This is a genomic window from Aquibium microcysteis (assembly GCF_014495845.1).
Taxonomy (GTDB): domain Bacteria; phylum Pseudomonadota; class Alphaproteobacteria; order Rhizobiales; family Rhizobiaceae; genus Aquibium; species Aquibium microcysteis.
Genome location: NZ_CP061080.1, coordinates 3,690,441 through 3,705,000 on the forward strand (window position 1 = coordinate 3,690,441; position 14,560 = coordinate 3,705,000).

Below are 14,560 nucleotides of genomic sequence, written 5' to 3' on the forward strand. Positions count from 1 at the left end.
GGGTCCTCACTGGCCCGAACGCAGGGCGACGGTCGCCACGCCGGCGCCGACGAGCAGCGTCCCGCCCGTGCGGTTGACGATCGACAGCACACGCGGACTGGCCACCGCCTGCCGCGCTCGCGACGCGGCAAGCGCATAGCCGAGCGCGTTGAGGAAGGCGAGCACGAGAAACGTCGCCTCGAAGATCAGCATCTGCGTCCAGAAATTCCCGCTGCGGTCGAGGAACTGCGGCAGGAAGGCCACGAAGAAGGTGATGCTCTTCGGGTTGAGCGCCGTGACCAGCCAAGCATGGCCGAGCATCCGCAGCGACGACGACGCCGACCGGCGCGGCTCGGCCTGCAGGGTCCCGCCGGCGCGAAACAGCTTGACGCCCAGCCAGACGAGATAGGCCGCGCCGATCCACTTGAGGATCGTGAACACGGTCGCGGAGGCCGCCAGCAGCGCGCCGATGCCCAGCATCGACAGCGTCATGGCGGTGAAGTCGCCGAGCGCGACGCCCGCCGCCATCGGCAGCGCGGTGCGCCAGCCCTGACCGAGCGCATAGGACACGACGAGCAGGATCGTTGGTCCTGGAATGATCAGCAGCACGGCGGACGCCGCGGTGAAGGCTAGCCAGGTTTCGATCGACATGGGGTTCTCCGTTCCCCGCGAAGGAAGTCACAGGCGCCGCCGCCTGTCCAGACGCCACGATGGCGCGGCGACGGCCCGCGGCCCGCCTTTCCTATTGCCGCGCCGCGTGCCGGTCCAGAAACGGCAGCAGCGCCGAAAGCGTCGCCTGCGGGTTCTCCTCGGCGAGGAAATGGCCGGAATCGACGCCGTGTCCGACCACGTTGTCGCACCAACCCTGCCAGACCTCGAGCGGGCTCGTCGCCGCGCTCGGAATGCCCGCATCGTCCCAGAGCGCGAGCGTCGGACAGGCGATCCGGCGGCCGGCGCCCCGGTCCGCCTCGTCGATGTCGCGGTCGATCGTGGCCCCGGCACGATAGTCGTCGCAGGCGGCGCGGCGATGCCCGGCGTCGCTCCAGCAGGCGCGGTAGTCGGCCAGCGCGCGCGGATCGAAGGCATCGAGGTTGCGCGCCTTGGTCCAGCTCGCGATGGTGAAGTCGAGGAAGCCGGTCGGATCTCCCGACAGGAGCATCTCCGGCAGCGGCTTCGGCTGTGCAAGCATCATCCAGTGATAGGTCTTCATGGCCATGGCGGCACCCATGGTCTGCCACATCTCCGCGGTCGGCACGATGTCGAGCACCGCCATCGCGATCACCGCGTCGGGCCGGTCGAAGGCCATCCGGTAGGTCACCCGGGCGCCGCGATCATGGCCGGCGACGAGGAAGCGCGAGTGGCCGAGCGCCTCCATGACCGCCACCGCGTCCGCTGCCATCATCCGCTTCGAATAGACGATGTTGCCCTCGTCGTTTTCCGGACAGGACGAGCGGCCATAGCCGCGCAGGTCGGGCATCACGCAGGTGAAGCGCTTCGAAAGCTGCGGGTAGACGGCGTGCCACATCGCATGGGACTGCGGAAAACCGTGCAGCAGGAGAAGCGGCGGCCCCTCCCCGCCGATGCGGGCGAAGATCGAGGCCCCGTTCGAGTCGAAACGGGCCACGCGGCTGCCGGGAAACAGGTCGGACATGGTCGGTTCCTCCTTCTGCGCCCCGGTCACCCGCGGCGATCCGTGGCATGCAGGTAGTCTTCGGCGATCATGCGCACCGTTCCCGGGTCCATGACGGAGCCGTGGCCACCGCAGGCCAGCCGGATCGGCAGCGACAGGATCAGCCGCATCGTCGATCGATAGGCGCGGCGGTCCGAGTCCGGCAGGCCGTCGATGAGACCGCCGGGGTAGATCGCGTCGCCGCAGAAGAACAGGCCGTCCGCCTCGTCCAGAAGCCCGATCGAGTCGGGCGAATGGCCGGGCAGCGCGAAGACGGTGAAGCGGCGGTCGCCGAGGTCGATCCGGTCGTTCGGCCGGAGCGCGCGCCCGAGCGGCGCGGGCTGCAGGCGGTAGTCCTCGGAGTTCCATCCCGGGGACGGCGCCCGCGCGACGGCACCGGGATAGCCGCGGAACATGCCGGCATAGGTGAGCGCGTCCGGCATCGCGGCGAAGGCGGCCTCCGACACCGCCGGCCCCGCCCGCTCCTCGAACTCGTGCAGCCCGCCGACATGGTCGAGATGGATGTGAGTCGCCACGGCGACGACCGGCTTGCCCGGCGTCAGCGGCAGGTTTTCGCGCAGCGGTCGCAGCCCCATCCCCGTGTCGATCACGAGGTCGCGGTCCCGCCCCTGGAGGACGAAGACGTTGGCACTGAAGTATTCGTGGACGAAAGGCTCGGTGACGAGAGTCAGGCCGGGTTCGACAATGCGTGTCTGGAACCAGTCTCCGGTCATCGCCCGATCCTTCTGCCTTGCCGCCAGCATGCACGCCCGGGCGACCGGGCGATAGCCCGAAACGGCGATCTCGTACCCGGCCGCGCCATCGTCCCCGGCCTTCGGACGGGCAGCGTGGTCGGCAATCCGCATTCTTCGTCCTGCCGGGCAAACGCGGCAGGGCGGGCATCGGGCTCTTCACATAACTTTACATCCGCCGGCAACCGGAGAAACGATGGGTGGCTAGGGTCGCACCATCGCAGCGACGGTCGCTGCAGATCGAAAGGACGATCCAGATGGACAAGAACGTTTTCGACCAGAACCAGACCGCAACCCGGGACGCCGTCTCCGCCCCGGCATGGCGCCGCCCCCTCGTGATCGGTGCGGCCGTGGTGGCGGTGGCAGCCGGCCTCGGCCTGGCGAGTGCGCAGGGCCAGGAATTCGGCAGCCGCTTCTCGTGGGACGACGCCGGGCCCGGAATGCATCACGGCATGGTCCACAAGGCCGGCTGGGGCTGGGGCGACGATGACGGCGAGCGCGGCGGCATGGGGCGCCACCATGGCGGCATGCGCCACATCGGCCGCATGATGGACGAACTCGACGTCACCCCCGAGCAGGAGAAGAAGCTGTTCGCGATCTTCGACGGCGTGCGGGGCGAGATGCGCGACACCATGATCGATTTCCGCTCGACGCGGGGCGAAGCGCTCGACATTCTCGGCGCGGCGACGGTCGACCGCGACGCGGTGGAAAAGCTGCGCGCCGAGCGGGTCGCGGCGCTGGACGCGGCGTCGAAGACGATGTCTGCCGCGCTCGTCGAGGCAGCCGAGGTGCTGACGCCGGAACAGCGGGCCAAGCTCGCGGAGATGATCGAGGAACGCGGCGAAGGCCGCCGCGGCGGCTTCGGCCGCTGGTGACGGCCTGAGACGAGGGGAGAAGACGGCATGGCGGACCATGTGCTGATCGTCGACGACGACACGCGGCTTTCCGCCATGCTGGCCGAATATCTCACCGGCAACGGCTTCCGCGTCACCACGGCGGCGGCTGCCCTGGAGGGCATCGCCGAGATCGGGCGGCGTCCGCCCGACGCCGTCGTCCTCGACGTGATGCTTCCCGACATCGACGGCTTCGAGGCCTGCCGGCGCATAAGGCAGGTCTCGGACGTTCCCGTGCTGATGCTGACGGCGAAGGGCGAGGAGACCGACCGGATCGTCGGTCTCGAGCTCGGCGCCGACGACTACCTGCCGAAACCGTTCAACCCGCGCGAGCTGCTCGCCCGGCTGAAGGCGATCCTGCGCCGCCGCGGTGCGCCGAACGCCGGCGCGCCCGGCCTCCTGCGGTTCGGCCGGCTGGAAATCGACCCCGGCTCGCGCACGGTGCGGCTCGACGGCAGGGCCTGCGACCTGACCAGCTACCAGTTCGACCTGCTCGTGGCGCTCGCCCGCAATGCCGGGCGGACCCTGTCGCGCGACCAGCTGATGGACATGGTGAAGGGACAGGAACTGGAAGCCTTCGACCGCTCCATCGATGTCCACGTCTCGCGCATCCGCGCCGCCATCGAGACAGACCCGAAACACCCCCGCCGCATCGTCACCGTGCGCGGCACGGGCTACGTCTTCGCCCGCTTCCAGGCCGAGGACGACTGAGGGATGATCCGCAACAGCCTGTTTCTCAAGATCTATGCCACGCTGCTGGTCGCCCTGGCGATCGTCGCCGTCGCCAGCGCCGCCTTCTGGTGGATCGGCCAGAGCCGGGAGGAGGAAGGCTGGCGCGGCCGCCGCGACCGCTTCATCGCCGCCATGCTGCCGCCCGCCGACGGACCGGCTGCGCTCCGCCCGACCCTCGAGCGCCTCGGCCAGGCCTTCGACGCCGAAATCGCGGTCTACGCGCCCGACGGCCGGCTGATCGCCGCCAACGACGACGATTTTCCGCCCCGCCTGCGCGGGCGCGGCTGGCTCGACGAGAACGACGGACGCATCCGCCACGCGAGGCGCATCCACGCGATGCTCGTGCCGCTCGATGACGGACGCCGCGTCGCCGTGCGGATGGCCGGGACCGACGGACCCGGCGGCGGTCTGGCCTATCTCGCCATGATCGCTGCCGTCACCGGCCTCGCCGCCTATCCGGTCGTCCGCCACCTGACGCGCCGCCTGGAGACGCTGCGGCGCGGCGTCGACGCCTGGGGCGAAGGCGCATTGGTGACGCGCGTCCCCGCGAAGGGATCAGACGAGGTCGCCGCCGTGGCCAAGAGCTTCAACCGTGCCGCCGACCACATCGAGCGCATGATCGTCGCGCACCGGTCGCTGCTGGCCAATGCGAGCCACGAACTGCGCTCGCCGCTGGCGCGGCTGCGCATGGCGATCGACCTCTACGAGATCGATCCCGGCCGGGCCCGGAAGGACGAGATCGTGCGCAATCTCGGCGAACTCGACGATCTGGTCGAGGAGATCCTGCTCGCCAGCCGGCTTGATCATGCCGGGGACCTCGCCCGAACCGAATCCGTCGATCTCCTGGCGCTGGCCAGCGAGGAAGGCGCCCGCAACGGCATCGCCGTCTCCGGCGTGCCCGCGGTGATCGACGGCGATCCGAAACTGCTCACCCGCCTCGTCCGCAATTTGATGCAGAACGCGCTGCGCCACGGCGCACCGCCGGTCGACGTGGACGTCGCAACCGCGGGTCCGGACGTGACGCTCACCGTGAGGGACCACGGACCGGGAATTCCCGAGGGCGAGGGCGAACGGGTCTTCGAAGCCTTCTACCGCCCGTCAGGACGCAGCGAGCAGGCCGGCGGCTGGGGCCTCGGTCTGTCGCTGGTCCGCCAGATCGCGGCCCATCACGGCGGCGCGGTTCGCCACGAGACGCCGGAAGGGGGCGGCGCCCGCTTCGTCGTCAGCTTTCCGGCGGCCCGAGCCGCCGGCGCGGTCGTGGACGCGACAGCACATAGGCGGCCCCGGCCAGCATGAAGGCCGCGACCGCGAACATCGCTCCGTATCCAGGACGTGCGGAGACGAGGAACAGCCCGAAGCCGAGCGCCATCCCGGCGACGGCGAGGACCTTCGCCCGCGTCGGGATCGCCCCCTCCTCGCGCCAGGCCTGCAGCGGCGGGCCGAAGCGCGGGTGCTGCAGGAGCCAGGTCTCCAGCCGGGGCGAGGATCGGCCGAAGCAGAAGGCCGCCAGGATGACGAAGACCGTCGTCGGCATGACCGGCAGGAAGACCCCGGCCACGCCGAGCCCGAGCATCGCGAAGCCGAGAGCAAGATAGCCGGCGCGCCGCGCCTTTTCGAGCGCCGTCAGCCCGCCGCCCGGTCCGCTGGCATCGTCGTCGCCGCTGTTCATCCCGACCGTTCCGCCCGCCTGCGCCATGGTCTCGTCCGGCAGCAGAACGCCGCGGCCAACCAAAGGTTTGATCACGTGACGGATAGGCTGCGCAATCTCCTTAGCGGACCGGGACGTGACGAGGGAACCGGGGCTGCGCCGACGGAAAAGGATGCCATCCATGCATCAGCGGATCGGCGATGTCGGTCGGCCGGTCACCGTGGTGCTGCCGCCGAGCGCGCGGAAGAGCGTCGCCTCGTTGACGAACTGCGCAAGCCGGACGTCGGCCAGAGCCGTCTCCACCGTGCGGCGGCGTTCCTGCGAGTCCAGCCATGCACGCAGGGTGATGGCGCCGGCCCTGTACTGCGCCTCGGTCAGCTTCTCCACCTCCCGGGCCGCCTCGAAGGCCTTGTGCAGGCGGCGCGCCTGTTCGGCATGGTTCGCACGGGCTCCCAGCGCGTTGGCGACGTCGGCGAAGGCAGCGAGCAGCGTCGTCCGAAACGCTGCGACGGTCTCTTCGTACTGGAGGCGCGACACGCCGACCGCCAGCTTCATGTCCCTGACGTTGAGGAAGGAGAGGACGGCGCCGGCGCCCACGGTCGCCACCGGATTCGCGATGAAGGAGATGAGCTGGTCGCTGCTGGTCCCCAGTCCGCCCGTCAGAGAGATCTGCGGATAGAATCCGGCCCGGATGGAGTCCGCGCCCCTCAATGCGCCACGCAGGCGGGCCTCCGCCGCACGGAGATCAGGACGGCGCGCGAGCAGTTCGGCGGGCAGGCCTGCCGCGATCGCAGGCAGTGTCGTTCGCGGCAGCCTCTGCGGCTCGGGTACCGGGTTCGGCGCGCCGTTCAGGAGCACCGCGAGGACATTGCGCTGGACCAGTCGCGCCTGCAGCAGTTCCGACATCCGTGCTGCTTGCGTCTCGACGGTCTGCTCGATCTCGCGCATCTCGAGATCCGAAACCGCACCGCCTTGCGCCTGCTTCCGAACGAGGTTCTGAATCTCCCGGACATAGGCGAGGCTCTTCTCGGCCGTCGCGATCGACTGGTTGGCATGGGCGATGCGGAAATAGGTCTCGATCGCCATGCCGATCGTCGCCAGACGTGCGGCCTCGTAATCCTCCGCGGTGGCATCGGCCTCGAAGGCCGCGGCGTCGCGCTGCGCGGACAGCCGGCCCCACAGATCGACCTCGTAGGAGACGCCGACGGACGCAGAAGAGGACGATGTCGAAGCGGCATTTCGCCGGAGCGGTTCTGCCTGCGAGGTGGCGAGACTGCCGCTCAGCTTCGGAAACAGGGCGCGCGCGGCCAGGTCTGCCTGCAGGCGCGCCCGCTGCGCGCGGAGGGCGGCGGCGAAGACATCGTTGTTGCGGACGACTACCTCGCCGACGAGCATCGTGAGGTTCGGATCCCCGAAGGCGGTCCACCACTGGTCGGCGCCGGCCCTGACCGGACCCGCCGGACCGGGCGCAGGCCACGATGGCCCCGCCGGCAGGTCGGGCCGCAGATAGGGTGTCGACAGACTGGTGCACCCGGCCATCAGGGCAACCGAACAGGAGGCGATCAGAATGCGGAACACCATGGCTACTCTCTGGAAAGGGCATCGACCGGATCGAGGCGCGACGCGTTGCGGGCCGGGAGGAACCCGAAGACGACGCCGATGAGAAGCGCGACCAGACAGGCTGCGAAGACCGCATGGGCGGAGATGACCATCGGGAACTCGCTGCCGGGTCGACCGAAGACGGTCGCCACGGCCAGCGCCATCGCGACGCCGAGGACGGATCCGGCGATGCAGATCGTGACGGCCTCGATGAGGAACTGGAGCATGATGTCGAGTCGCCGCGCCCCGACCGCCATGCGCAGGCCGATCTCGCGGGTCCGCTCCGTGACGGAAACCAGCATGATGTTCATGACGCCGATGCCGCCGACGATCAGCGAGATGACGGCGATGGACGAGATCAGCAGCGTCATCGTTCGCGACGTCTTCTCCATCGTGCGTCGCAGCTGGTCGCTGTTGAAGACGAAGAAATCTTTGGTGCCGTGGCGGCGCCTCATCAGGCCGACGATGGCGCGTTCCGCCTGGACCGTATCGACCTCCTGCCGGACGCGGACGATCAGCCCGGCAAGGCTCGTCGCCGGGCCGAGCAGGCGTCCGGCCAGCGCCGTGTAGGGCAGATAGATCTGCAGGGTCTTGTCGCCCGCGGTGCCTGCCCTGCGTGCCACGATGCCGATGATCGTGACGGGAAGCTGGCCGACCATGATGACCTTGCCGAGCGGCGACTCACCGTCGGGAAAGAGCGTGGATGCCGCTCTCTCGTCGATCACCGCCTCCTGCCGGCGTTCGGCGATGCTTTCGGCCGGAAAGCCTGAGCCCCGGACCACGGCGAGCCCGTTCACCCGGAAATGGTCCACGCCGACGCCGTCGACGTTCGCGGTGATGGAGATGCGGCCGGAGCGGACCCGGGCGTTCGTCGTGACCTGGGGCGTGACTCCGTCGACGTATTTTTGCCTGGACAGTGCCTCGGCGTCGGAAACGACGAGCGTGGTGATGCTGTCGGCGCGTTCGTCTCCCCAGCCACGTCCGGGAAAGATGGACAGCGTGTTGGCGCCGAGGTCGCTGATCTCTGCGAGGACCTTCCGGCGTGTTCCCTCGCCCAGGCCGACGACGGCGACGACGGCAGCGATGCCGATGATGATGCCGAGCATGGTGAGGAACGTGCGGACGCGATGCGCGGCCATGGAACGCAAGGCCATCGGAAAAGCTTCGGCAGCCCGACGCTGGAACGCCGCGAGCCGGCCGGCTCGCCTCCCTTCCGCGCCGGACGGCGATGGAGCGGCGGCAACATGCTCGCGGGAGCGCCGATCCGACAGAACGCCCCCGTCACGGATTTCGATGATGCGGTCGGCGCATGCCGCCACCGCCATGTCGTGCGTGACGATGATCACCGTATGGCCGTCGCGGTGGAGCTCCCTCAGGATGTCGAGCACGGTCTCGCCGCTCCGGCTGTCGAGCGCGCCGGTCGGCTCGTCCGCAAGAATGATGCGGCCGCCATTCATGAGCGCGCGCGCGATGGATACGCGCTGCTGCTGACCGCCCGACAGCTGGTTGGGGCGGTGGCCGGCGCGGTCCGCGAGCCCGAGACGGTCGAGGAGCGCCTTCGCGCGCGTGCGCCGCGTGGCGGCGTCGATGCCGGCGTAGACGGCGGGCATCGCCACGTTGTCGACGGCGCTCAGCGTGCCCAGCAATTGATAGCGCTGGAAGATGAAGCCGAAATGCTCTCTGCGCAGCGCCGCCAGTTCGTCGGCGCTCAGTCCGGAGACGCTTCGCCCCGCGACCCGATAGTCGCCCGCGGTCGGCTGATCGAGGCAGCCGAGGATGTTCATGAGCGTCGACTTTCCCGAACCGCTCGCGCCGACGATCGCGACGAACTCGCCGTCGTCGATCCGCAGATCGATGTCGGCGAGCGCACGGACCGTCTCCTCGCCGGACCGGAAAAGCCGCGAGACGTTCTCTATTTCGAGCAGCGAGGTCACATCATCTCCATGGTGCTGGAATCCGACGCCTGTCCGTCCGCCGGGATGATCACCTCTTCGCCGATCTCCAGACCGTCGATCACCTGCGCGCTGATCCGGTCGGTCAACCCGATGGCGACCAGGCGCTCCGTGATCTCGCCTGCGGCGGAGCGCACCTGGACCCGGTAGCGACCGCTGCCGTCGCGCTCCGTCAGGGCCGACCAGGCGACGAGCGGCACCTCTTCGGCGCGTCCGGCGACGATGGTGACCACGGCCGTCATCATCGGACGCAGCCGACCTTCCGGATTGGGCGTCGTGAACACGCCGTTGTAGTAGACCGCCGGAGCTGTCGCATGGCCCGCGGTCGTGGCGCCGGTCGCTTCCGTGGCGATCGATACGGGTGCCGGCTCGATCCTGTCGAGCGTCCCGGCGGTCGCCGCCTGCGCGTTGCCCATGATGGTGAAGCGGACGGGCTGCCCGGACTTCACGCGGCCGATGTCGGCTTCCGATATCTGTACCCTGACGCGCATCACGTCGAGTTGCGCCAGGACGACGATCGTCGGCACGGCCTGGTTGGCGTTCAGCGTCTGTCCCGCCTTGGTGACGACCGCGACGACGACGCCGTCCATCGGAGCCACGACCCTCGTGTAGCCGAGATTGGACTTCGCGTTCTCCACCTCAACGCTCGCCTGGTTGATCTGCGCCTCCAGCGCCTCGACCTCGGCCTCCAGCGTGCCGAGCGCCGCCTCCGCCGTCTCGAGGTCTGCAGCCGAAACCGCCTTTTGGAGCGCCATGGTCTTCTGCCGGTCACGCACCCGCTCGGCCTGCCGCAGTTGGATGCCGCGCGCCTTGCGCTGCGCCCTGATGGATGCCAGGGCGGCCTCGGCGACCCGAAGCGCGTTCACTTGCGGGGTAGGGTCGATCTCGGCGATCAGGTCACCGGCCCTGATCGTCTGGCCGAGTTCGACATGCAGGGACTTCAACTGTCCGGACACCTGCGCGCCGACGCTGATCATCCGGATCGGCTCGAGCACGCCGTTCGCCAGGACGGTCTCCTCGACCGTCCCGCGGACGACCGGCTCGGTGAACACCGACGTCTCCGGCTCGTCACGGAGACCGGCCTGCGCGGCGGCGAAGGCGATCAGCGCCGCCGCGGTCAGTCCCGCGATACCCAGGGCCCGGCGAATTCCCGTGGAGGGTTTCATGCGTGCCGTCCTACTCGCCGAGATGCCGGACCGCCGGACCCGACGAGCGATGGGTGGCGTGATAATTGTCCACCAGCTTCGCGAAGATGGTCCCGACCAGGAACATGATGAGGCAGAAGACTGCGAGATTCCGTGCGGCCATGGCCGATCCTTCGATGCATGCGCGCGAGCAGGCTTCGTGCGTCGCGCGGGTTCAGGGGAGAAGAAGGAGAGGCAGGTACGGGCCGGACCGCTCGCGGACCGCCCGCCGCTAGAGAAAGGGCAGGTGACCGGTCCATGCGGTGCTCCTTCCGGCATCGCTCACGAGAACCGAGAGGATGATGCCGATGACGGCGATGAGAATGCAGATGATGGTGAAATGTCGCTCGAGCATGGTGCCCCATTCTCCCGGCGGCTCCGCCCGTTGCGGCGAAGGCGATGCGCGGGCCTTCGTTGGATGTCGGGGAGCCGAACGCCTCTGCCGCCCGATGTCGCGGCTGCCGATCCGTCCCGGCCGCTGGCACCGCGTCGGCGGTCGTTCGAAACCGGCGAACCTGCCCATGTCATCCCCGATCAATGGCCCCACCCTCCGCGAGGAATGTCCCGGTCGTCGGGCCGCTGCGGCGGAGGGCCTTCCTCTTCGCGGCGATCGACGTCGTCTTCGTGCTCGTGGTCCGCGTCGTCATCGAACCCGTCATCGGGATCATCATCGGGATCGCCGTGGAACGCGTCGTCTCCATGCGGAACGTCCCAGGGGTCATCTTCCCGGAACAGGACGACGGGAAAGTCTCCCTCGCATTCGGACGCCGGCAGCGAGAACGGATACTGGTCGAGGGCGATCCGGATTTGCCGGCCGGGTACCCAGCCGCGAAGCCCGGAGGCGCTGACGTCGCACCAGCTGGAGCGGCGGAGACATCCGTGGATGGTGATGGTCGCTCCTGCGCCGAGGACGCCGACGGTCGGGAACCGCCCGCCCGGACCGGCGCGGACGTCGAGCGTGCCGCCGGAAAAGGCACCGAGGACACCGGCGCGGGCGGAAGGGAGATCGACGGCGAACAGGAACGCCGCGGAGAGGCAGGCGAAGGGTAGGAGTTTCATGGATCACGCTCCTCGTCGACGCCAGTCATCGACTTCGACGACGACATCGCACGGGGATCTGGAGCGTCGGTGCAGGACGTGTGGAGGCATCGTGGAGGAGACGGCTTGGCCGAGGCCGGCACGCCCTGACGGGCCGTGACTGAACGCGCGGCGCATCGTCCGGCCGACACGCAGCCGCAAGGCGGAACGCCCGGCGAATGGGCGTGCGACCTCACCGGCCCTCCGCCGCCACGGCCTTCCGGTCGATACCGAGTCCTGCGCCCCATCGGCGGCGAACCGAACCGGCGGGCGACATCATGGCCCCCGAGGGCGGGAGCACTTCTCCATGACGCAATGGGGGCGGTTCCCGATGGCGCTGGCGAACGCGACGTCGCCGTCGCGACCAGCCCCCTTCTCCAGCTTGCGGCAACCAGGCGTCGGGAGGCGGATGCGGGAGACGGCGTGACCGGTCGTTGGTCAGGACGGCGGCCTCGCTGTTACGGCCACGCGGCTGCTTCGAACGATGGGGCGGCCCGGCGGGCGTGGCGTGCGGTGACCGGACCCGATCCGCAACGAGCTTTGGGACGCGGCGGGTTCGAGACCTACCCCATGCCTGCGGCCAGGTGGGCGGATCCCGCACGGGGCAGGCCGACCGGGCGTGTCGAGGGCATAAAAAAACCCCCGGGCGCTTTGGCTCGGGGGTTTTTGTGGATCTGGTTGCGGGGGCAGGATTTGAACCTGCGACCTTCAGGTTATGAGCCTGACGAGCTACCGGGCTGCTCCACCCCGCGTCAGGGTGTTGGCGGGGGTTCCGCCGTGTTGTTTCGCCGGGGTCCGGTCGGTCCTGGCGTGTCCGGCGGGTTTCGCGCCGGGGTATCGTTGTCGAGCCCTTGCGGGCGGTTGCGGCGGGGAGCGCCGCGCGGCCGTGAACGGAGAGCGCCGGCCGTGCGGGAATGCAGGGCCGGCAGCTTTCCGGCGGGGCCGGACATGGTGTCGAGAAGCTTTCGATTGTGCGTTTTGTAGACCTGGCAGCGACCTACTCTCCCGCGTCTTGAGACGAAGTACCATCAGCGCTGGGGCGTTTCACGGCCGTGTTCGGAATGGGAACGGGTGCAGCCACCCCGCCATAACCACCAGGTCGACGAAGCGCACAATCATTGATCGAGAAGCTGGGAGGGGGAGTGGCGAATAGCGAATGGCGAATGGGGTCGAGACCCCGAACGCCGCCGTGCTTTCCGTTCTCCTCGTCTTTTCCGCGCAAGCCATCATGGCTGACCGGCTTTTCGGGCGCAGCCCGAGCACGCGACTTGCGTGCCGCCGGTCGTCCGGCGCCCCCGCGGAGGGCCAGCAGCCGAAGGCTGCGGTACGGCCCGCGAGCGCCAGGGAACCATCCCATCGCTTTGCGATGGGCATGGAGAATGAGAATGATCAAGCCGATCGAGCTATTAGTACCGGTAAGCTTCATGCGTTGCCGCACTTCCACACCCGGCCTATCAACGTGGTCGTCTTCCACGGCTCTGATAGGGAATACTCGTTTTGAGGCTGGTTTCCCGCTTAGATGCCTTCAGCGGTTATCCATTCCACACATAGCTACCCTGCAATGCGGCTGGCGCCACAACAGGTCCACCAGAGGTGTGTCCATCCCGGTCCTCTCGTACTAGGGACAGATCCTCTCAATATTCCTACACCCACGGCAGATAGGGACCGAACTGTCTCACGACGTTCTGAACCCAACTCACGTACCGCTTTAAATGGCGAACAGCCATACCCTTGGGACCTGCTCCAGCCCCAGGATGCGATGAGTCGACATCGAGGTGCCAAACAACCCCGTCGATATGGACTCTTGGGGGTCATCAGCCTGTTATCCCCGGCGTACCTTTTATCCGTTGAGCGATGGCCCTTCCACGCGGGACCACCGGATCACTATGACCGACTTTCGTCTCTGCTCGACTTGTCTGTCTCGCAGTCAGGCAGGCTTATGCCATTGCACTCGACGACCGATTTCCGACCGGTCTGAGCCCACCATCGCGCGCCTCCGTTACTCTTTAGGAGGCGACCGCCCCAGTCAAACTACCCACCATACACTGTCCCGGACCCGGATGACGGGCCGCGGTTAGACATCCATGTCCACAAGGGTGGTATTTCAAGGGTGACTCCACGCAGGCTGGCGCCCGCGCTTCAAAGTCTACCACCTATCCTACACATGCGAACACGAATGCCAGTGTAAAGCTATAGTAAAGGTGCACGGGGTCTTTCCGTCTAACCGCAGGAACCCCGCATCTTCACGGGGAATTCAATTTCACTGAGTCTCTGCTGGAGACAGCGGGGAAGTCGTTACGCCATTCGTGCAGGTCGGAACTTACCCGACAAGGAATTTCGCTACCTTAGGACCGTTATAGTTACGGCCGCCGTTTACTGGGGCTTCGATTCAAAGCTTGCACCTCTCCTCTTAACCTTCCAGCACCGGGCAGGCGTCAGACCCTATACGTCGCCTTGCGGCTTCGCAGAGCCCTGTGTTTTTGATAAACAGTCGCTACCCCCTGGTCTGTGCCACCCCCCCACACTTGCGTGCGAAGGGGTCACGCTTCTTCCGAAGTTACGCGTGCAATTTGCCGAGTTCCTTCAGCAGAGTTCTCTCAAGCGCCTTGGTATGCTCTACCAGTCCACCTGTGTCGGTTTCGGGTACGGTCTATACGGAGGAGCTATTTCCCGGGACCGCTTCGCCGCCCATCCAATCCGATAAGGATGAACGACACACGCGATCCGTCACTACCTCCAGGCCCACGAATATTGACGTGGTTCCCATCGACTACGCCTTTCGGCCTCGCCTTAGGGGCCGGCTAACCCTGCTCAGATTAACTTTAAGCAGGAACCCTTGGACTTTCGGCGAGCGGGTCTCTCACCCGCTTTATCGTTACTCATGTCAGCATTCGCACTTCCGATACCTCCACCGGTCCTCACGGATCCGGCTTCATCAGCCTACGGAACGCTCCGCTACCGCTTGCAGCAAGCTGCAAACCCGAAGCTTCGGTGCATGGCTTTAGCCCCGTTACATTTTCGGCGCAAAGACCCTTATTTAGACCAGTGAGCTGTTACGCTTTCTTTAAATGATGG

13 protein-coding genes, 1 tRNA gene and 2 rRNA genes (1 of these 16 running past the window's edge) are annotated in these 14,560 nt (G+C 67.6%); 3 read left to right on the forward strand and 13 right to left on the reverse strand.

The genetic code is table 11. The annotated features are described in order from the left end of the window. Positions 1-6: 6 nt before the first annotated feature. The 3 genes from IAI54_RS17155 to IAI54_RS17165 form a co-directional block, all read right to left on the reverse strand. Positions 7-630: a LysE family translocator gene (locus tag IAI54_RS17155; protein WP_187968357.1), complete on the reverse strand. Its 624-nt coding sequence runs from the start codon at positions 628-630 to the stop codon at positions 7-9. 91 nt (positions 631-721) lie between these two features. Beyond that, positions 722-1,630 carry an alpha/beta fold hydrolase gene (locus tag IAI54_RS17160; protein WP_187968358.1) on the reverse strand — a complete coding sequence of 303 codons (909 nt, stop codon included), beginning with the start codon at positions 1,628-1,630 and terminating at the stop codon, positions 722-724. A 26-nt stretch (positions 1,631-1,656) separates the two neighbouring features. Beyond that, positions 1,657-2,514: an MBL fold metallo-hydrolase gene (locus IAI54_RS17165; RefSeq protein WP_338021469.1), complete on the reverse strand. Its 858-nt coding sequence runs from the start codon at positions 2,512-2,514 to the stop codon at positions 1,657-1,659. A gap of 143 nt (positions 2,515-2,657) precedes the next feature. Here IAI54_RS17165 and IAI54_RS17170 point away from each other — a divergent pair, with 143 nt between their 5' ends. From IAI54_RS17170 to IAI54_RS17180, 3 genes are read left to right on the forward strand one after another with little or no spacing between them, the layout of a single operon-like run. Next, on the forward strand, positions 2,658-3,275 hold the full coding sequence (locus IAI54_RS17170; RefSeq protein ID WP_187968359.1) for a Spy/CpxP family protein refolding chaperone: 618 nt from the start codon (positions 2,658-2,660) through the stop codon (positions 3,273-3,275). 27 nt (positions 3,276-3,302) lie between these two features. Further along, positions 3,303-4,004 (forward strand): response regulator, encoded by a 702-nt coding sequence (locus IAI54_RS17175; RefSeq protein WP_187968360.1) that lies wholly within the window; start codon positions 3,303-3,305, stop codon positions 4,002-4,004. Between the two features lie 6 nt (positions 4,005-4,010). Then, positions 4,011-5,321, forward strand: a complete 1,311-nt coding sequence (locus IAI54_RS17180) for a HAMP domain-containing sensor histidine kinase (RefSeq protein WP_187973206.1) — start codon at positions 4,011-4,013, stop codon at positions 5,319-5,321. On the opposite strand, the gene IAI54_RS17185 is transcribed toward IAI54_RS17180, so the two are convergent. The 10 genes from IAI54_RS17185 to IAI54_RS17220 form a co-directional block, all read right to left on the reverse strand. Beyond that, positions 5,248-5,721, reverse strand: a complete 474-nt coding sequence (locus IAI54_RS17185) for a YbaN family protein (protein ID WP_235679080.1) — start codon at positions 5,719-5,721, stop codon at positions 5,248-5,250. The two genes, IAI54_RS17180 and IAI54_RS17185, sit on opposite strands and share 74 nt — an antisense overlap. 138 nt (positions 5,722-5,859) lie before the next feature. Continuing rightward, the gene (locus IAI54_RS17190; RefSeq protein ID WP_187968361.1) at positions 5,860-7,254 is read right to left on the reverse strand and encodes an efflux transporter outer membrane subunit; all 1,395 of its coding nucleotides are present in this window, start codon (positions 7,252-7,254) and stop codon (positions 5,860-5,862) included. A 2-nt stretch (positions 7,255-7,256) separates the two neighbouring features. Continuing rightward, positions 7,257-9,206 (reverse strand): MacB family efflux pump subunit, encoded by a 1,950-nt coding sequence (locus tag IAI54_RS17195; RefSeq protein WP_187968362.1) that lies wholly within the window; start codon positions 9,204-9,206, stop codon positions 7,257-7,259. Beyond that, positions 9,203-10,390 carry an efflux RND transporter periplasmic adaptor subunit gene (locus IAI54_RS17200; RefSeq protein ID WP_187968363.1) on the reverse strand — a complete coding sequence of 396 codons (1,188 nt, stop codon included), beginning with the start codon at positions 10,388-10,390 and terminating at the stop codon, positions 9,203-9,205. Before IAI54_RS17200 ends, IAI54_RS17195 begins: the two co-directional genes overlap by 4 nt. Positions 10,391-10,400: 10 nt before the next feature. Then, complete coding sequence (locus IAI54_RS29150) at positions 10,401-10,532, reverse strand: hypothetical protein (RefSeq protein ID WP_275403577.1); 132 nt, start codon at positions 10,530-10,532, stop codon at positions 10,401-10,403. 108 nt (positions 10,533-10,640) lie between these two features. Continuing rightward, positions 10,641-10,763: a hypothetical protein gene (locus tag IAI54_RS29155; protein WP_275403578.1), complete on the reverse strand. Its 123-nt coding sequence runs from the start codon at positions 10,761-10,763 to the stop codon at positions 10,641-10,643. A gap of 179 nt (positions 10,764-10,942) precedes the next feature. Continuing rightward, complete coding sequence (locus IAI54_RS17205) at positions 10,943-11,467, reverse strand: SH3 domain-containing protein (protein ID WP_187968364.1); 525 nt, start codon at positions 11,465-11,467, stop codon at positions 10,943-10,945. Positions 11,468-12,160: 693 nt separating this feature from the next. After that, positions 12,161-12,237, reverse strand: a tRNA-Met gene (locus tag IAI54_RS17210). Between the two features lie 232 nt (positions 12,238-12,469). Beyond that, positions 12,470-12,584, reverse strand: a 5S ribosomal RNA gene (gene rrf, locus IAI54_RS17215). A gap of 286 nt (positions 12,585-12,870) precedes the next feature. After that, positions 12,871-14,560: ribosomal RNA gene (locus IAI54_RS17220) — 23S ribosomal RNA — on the reverse strand; it runs 1,177 nt beyond the window's last position.

Bases quoted from the DNA above. Each gene is read 5' to 3' on its own strand.
- IAI54_RS17185 (WP_235679080.1), bottom strand. From the start codon at position 5,721: ATGGCGCAGGCGGGCGGAACGGTCGGGATGAACAGCGGCGACGACGAT.
- IAI54_RS17175 (WP_187968360.1), top strand. From the start codon at position 3,303: ATGGCGGACCATGTGCTGATCGTCGACGACGACACGCGGCTTTCCGCC.
- IAI54_RS17200 (WP_187968363.1), bottom strand. From the start codon at position 10,390: ATGAAACCCTCCACGGGAATTCGCCGGGCCCTGGGTATCGCGGGACTG.
- IAI54_RS17165 (WP_338021469.1), bottom strand. From the start codon at position 2,514: ATGCGGATTGCCGACCACGCTGCCCGTCCGAAGGCCGGGGACGATGGC.
- IAI54_RS17190 (WP_187968361.1), bottom strand. From the start codon at position 7,254: ATGGTGTTCCGCATTCTGATCGCCTCCTGTTCGGTTGCCCTGATGGCC.
- IAI54_RS29150 (WP_275403577.1), bottom strand. From the start codon at position 10,532: ATGGCCGCACGGAATCTCGCAGTCTTCTGCCTCATCATGTTCCTGGTC.
- IAI54_RS17160 (WP_187968358.1), bottom strand. From the start codon at position 1,630: ATGTCCGACCTGTTTCCCGGCAGCCGCGTGGCCCGTTTCGACTCGAAC.
- IAI54_RS17155 (WP_187968357.1), bottom strand. From the start codon at position 630: ATGTCGATCGAAACCTGGCTAGCCTTCACCGCGGCGTCCGCCGTGCTG.
- IAI54_RS17205 (WP_187968364.1), bottom strand. From the start codon at position 11,467: ATGAAACTCCTACCCTTCGCCTGCCTCTCCGCGGCGTTCCTGTTCGCC.
- IAI54_RS17170 (WP_187968359.1), top strand. From the start codon at position 2,658: ATGGACAAGAACGTTTTCGACCAGAACCAGACCGCAACCCGGGACGCC.
- IAI54_RS29155 (WP_275403578.1), bottom strand. From the start codon at position 10,763: ATGCTCGAGCGACATTTCACCATCATCTGCATTCTCATCGCCGTCATC.